General features: G+C 59.4%; 4 protein-coding genes. All 4 read left to right on the top strand.

Annotated elements, in window-relative coordinates:
- Nucleotides 1–44 precede the first annotated feature (44 nt).
- The 4 genes from obgE (at nucleotide 45) to ACILQA_RS10405 (ending at nucleotide 3,453) form a co-directional block, all read left to right on the top strand.
- Nucleotides 45–1,097 (top strand): GTPase ObgE, encoded by a 1,053-nt coding sequence (gene obgE, locus ACILQA_RS10420; protein ID WP_324478545.1) that lies wholly within the window; start codon nucleotides 45–47, stop codon nucleotides 1,095–1,097.
- Nucleotides 1,082–2,212 (top strand): glutamate 5-kinase, encoded by a 1,131-nt coding sequence (gene proB / locus ACILQA_RS10415; RefSeq protein WP_395629628.1) that lies wholly within the window; start codon nucleotides 1,082–1,084, stop codon nucleotides 2,210–2,212. The genes obgE and proB overlap by 16 nt, the downstream gene beginning before the upstream one ends.
- The gene (locus ACILQA_RS10410; RefSeq protein ID WP_395629627.1) at nucleotides 2,209–3,117 is read left to right on the top strand and encodes an NAD-dependent epimerase/dehydratase family protein; all 909 of its coding nucleotides are present in this window, start codon (nucleotides 2,209–2,211) and stop codon (nucleotides 3,115–3,117) included. Before proB ends, ACILQA_RS10410 begins: the two co-directional genes overlap by 4 nt.
- A gap of 90 nt (nucleotides 3,118–3,207) precedes the next feature.
- A complete protein-coding gene (locus ACILQA_RS10405; RefSeq protein WP_183939378.1) occupies nucleotides 3,208–3,453 on the top strand; it encodes an acyl carrier protein in 246 nt (81 codons plus the stop codon).
- Nucleotides 3,454–3,598: the final 145 nt, after the last annotated feature.

The following is a 3,598-nucleotide window of genomic DNA, read 5'->3' as shown; positions in this document are numbered from 1 at the left end:
GAGTTCAGGATGACGAAATCGTTTTGATAGTCTAAGGCCAACACATGCATTTTCTCGACCAAGCAAAAATCTTTATCCGTTCCGGCGCCGGTGGCCCGGGAGCGGTCAGCTTTCGTCGTGAAAAATATGTGCAATATGGCGGCCCGGACGGCGGCAATGGCGGCAAGGGTGGCGATGTCATCTTTGAAGCGGTCGCTGGACTGAACACGCTTATCGATTTCCGTTATGCGCAGCATTTCAAAGCCATGCGCGGTATTCAGGGCATGGGCCGTGATCGCCACGGTGCCTATGGCGATGACTTGGTCATTCAGGTGCCTGTGGGCACGCAGGTGCTGGCCGATGACGAAGAACGTTCGCTTTTGCTCGATTTGACCGAGGTCGGCCAACGCGTTGTGTTCCTGCGCGGCGGCGATGGCGGTCGCGGGAACGCATCGTATAAAAGCTCAACCAACCGCGCGCCGCGTCAGCATGGCCCCGGTTGGCCGGGCGAAGAAATGTATGTCTGGTTGCGCCTGAAATTGCTGGCCGACGCCGGACTTGTCGGCATGCCGAACGCTGGCAAATCGACCTTCATCAATCAGGTGTCCAATACCAAGGCTAAGGTTGGCGATTATCCGTTCACGACCACGCGCCCGCAATTGGGTGTGGTCGACCATAAATCGCGCGAGTTCGTTCTGGCGGATATTCCAGGGCTTATCGCTGGTGCAGCCGAAGGCGTTGGCATTGGCGACCGCTTTTTGGGCCACATCGAACGTTGCCGCATCCTCATCCATTTGATCGACGCGACGCAGGATGACCCCATCGCCGCGTGGCATATCGTGTGTGACGAACTGAGCGAATATGGCGCGGCGTTGGATGAAAAGCCGCAGATTGTGGCGCTCAACAAGGGCGATTTGCTTGATCCCGAATTGATGGCCGACATTGCCGAGCAATTGCAGGCAGCGGGCGCGTTGGACGTGATATCCATTTCCGGTGCAACGGGGCAGGGCGTTGATCTTGTGCTCGACCGGATATTGGAAGCGCTGCCCGCCAAAAGCGGGATCGAAGGCGCAAAGGCCGATGGCATCACCGAGGACGGGACATGGTCGCCGATCTAAACGCCGCATTCCTGCCGACATCTTGCCCGCTGTTGGTGGTCAAGGTCGGATCGTCGCTGCTGGTGCAGCCCGACGGGAATGTGCGGCGGCAATGGTTGGAAACGCTCGTTGCGGATATCAGCGCGCGGCATAAGGCCGGGCAGCGGATCGTTATTGTCACCTCCGGCGCGATTGCATTGGGTGCGCGCCGTCTGGGTTTTGAAAAAGGCGGCCGCAGCAGCCTCGCCGATGCGCAGGCCGCGGCATCGGTTGGGCAAATTGTGCTGTCGGGCATCTGGGCCGATCTGTTGGACGCCCAGTCGCTTGCTGCGGCGCAAATGCTCGTAACGCTCGATGATCTGGAGGATCGCCGCCGCTATTTGAACATTGCCGCCACGCTCGACCGCCTTTTGGGTGCAGGGGCGGTTCCCGTCATCAATGAAAATGACAGCGTCGCCACCGAAGAAATCCGCTTTGGCGACAATGACCGGCTCGCAGCCCGCGTGGCGCAGGCGGCTGGCGCGAGTGGGGTTATTTTGCTGTCGGATGTCGATGGCCTGTTCGACCGCGCGCCACATTTGCCGGGTGCGACATTGTTGCCGACAATCGCAAAAATTGACGGCCGCGTGCGCGTGATGGTGGCGGAGGGTTCATCCTCTGGCATGGGATCGGGCGGTATGGCGTCCAAGCTGGATGCCGCCGACATTGCGACCCGCGCTGGCATCGGTTTGGTCATCGCCTCCGGTCTTCGCGATCACCCGATCGCCGCGCTTGAAACGGGCGGGCCTTCGACCTTTTTTGCGCCGCGCGACGGGGGTTCTGCCCGCAAGAGCTGGTTGGGCGGACGGCTGACCGTCAAGGGCCGCATCCGCGTCGATGCTGGCGCCATCAAAGCGCTCAGCTCGGGCAGCAGCTTGTTGCCTGCAGGTGCCCTGTCGGTGGAGGGTGAGTTTAAACGCGGCGACGTCATCGACATCAGTGATGATGACGGCGTTGCGGTCGCGCGCGGCCTTTCCGAATATGATGCCGTCGATGCCGCCCGCATCTGCGGCCATCGTTCCAACGAATTGGCGGATATTTTGGGCACCGTGCCCCGCTCCGTCCTTGTACACCGCGATCAGCTGGTCCTTTTGTGAAAACAGTCGCGCTAACCGGAGCGACAGGTTTTGTCGGACGGATCACGCTGGATCGGTTGATTGCCGCTGGTTGGCATGTGCGCGCGCTGACGCGGCGGGACCAGCACAAAAAAGCGGGCGTCAGTTGGGTTCATGGCAGCCTAAGCGATACCGCAAGCCTCAACGAATTGTGCGAAGGCGCCGATGCCGTCTTGCATGTCGCAGGCGTCGTCAACGCGCCCGATGCGGCTGGTTTTGAAAGCGGGAATGTTACCGGCACAGCGCATATCCTTGCCGCCGCCCAATCGGCTGGCATCACACGTTTTGTCTGCGTCTCCTCGCTTGCTGCGCGCCATCCGGAGCTTTCGATGTACGGCGCGAGCAAGGCCACAGCCGAAGCGCTTGTGCGGACATCATCGCTCGACTGGACCGTCATCCGTCCGCCCGGTGTGTACGGCCCCGGCGACACCGAAATGTTCGATATGTTCCGCATCGCCGCCAAGGGGTGGGCATTGTTGCCGCCGCGCGGAAGGGTGTCCGTCATTCATGTCGATGATCTGGCCCGCTTGCTGGTGACTTTGCTGTCGGCGGATAATGTGTCGAAATGCGTGTTTGAGGCAGATGACGGAACGGCAGGCGGGTGGAGCCACGCCGGTTTTGCCAAGGCCATCGGTGCGGCGGTCGGGCGCGATGTCACAACGGTGCACGCGCCTGCGTTTCTGTTGAAATTTGCCGGATGGGCGGACCGTGCGTTTCGCGGTGCAAAGGCGAAACTGACGCCCGACCGTGCCAATTATCTCGCGCACCCCGACTGGACCATCAATCGCGATGCTGCGCCCGCGCCCCAGCTTTGGCAGCCGGAAATCGCAACGCCCAAGGGGTTGAAAGACACCGCAAGCTGGTATCGCGCACAGGGGTGGATGTAGACGCCCTACTTTGCCCTCATACTGCCTTATTCGCTTGCCATAGCGCGCCGATATGGCGCATTGCCCGTCACATAATTTGAGGATTTACGTATGACTGACCGCAGTGAAATGTTTGATCGCCTAAAGGGCCTGATTGAGCCTTTTAACAAAAAAGGCGTTGAGGTTGGCGAGACCACCACTTTTGCCGGTGATTTGGAATGGGACAGCCTGACCGTCATGGATTTTGTGGCTGAAGTTGAAGACAGCTTTGACATCATCATCAGCATGAATTTACAGGCGGAAATCGAAAATGTCGGCCAACTGGTCGACGCTGTGACCAAGCTGACCGCAGCCTAATTCAAACGGACGCCTGATTTTAACGGAAGACGTGCATGACTGACTTATTCTCCAAATTTGATGCCCTGATTGCGCAACGTGAAGGCTTGTTGGCCACGGGCGTAAAAGACCCGTTCAGCCTTGTGATGGAAGAGGTGAAATCGCC

The sequence above is a fragment of the Sphingorhabdus sp. genome (assembly GCF_044239005.1).
GTDB lineage: Bacteria > Pseudomonadota > Alphaproteobacteria > Sphingomonadales > Sphingomonadaceae > Sphingorhabdus_B.
The sequence above is the reverse complement of the archived record's forward strand: the minus strand, read 5'-3'. Positions and strand labels throughout refer to the sequence as shown.

Excerpts from the sequence above, each read along its gene's own strand:
- obgE (WP_324478545.1), top strand. The coding sequence starts at position 45 with ATGCATTTTCTCGACCAAGCAAAAATCTTTATCCGTTCCGGCGCCGGT.
- proB (WP_395629628.1), top strand. The coding sequence starts at position 1,082 with ATGGTCGCCGATCTAAACGCCGCATTCCTGCCGACATCTTGCCCGCTG.
- ACILQA_RS10405 (WP_183939378.1), top strand. The coding sequence starts at position 3,208 with ATGACTGACCGCAGTGAAATGTTTGATCGCCTAAAGGGCCTGATTGAG.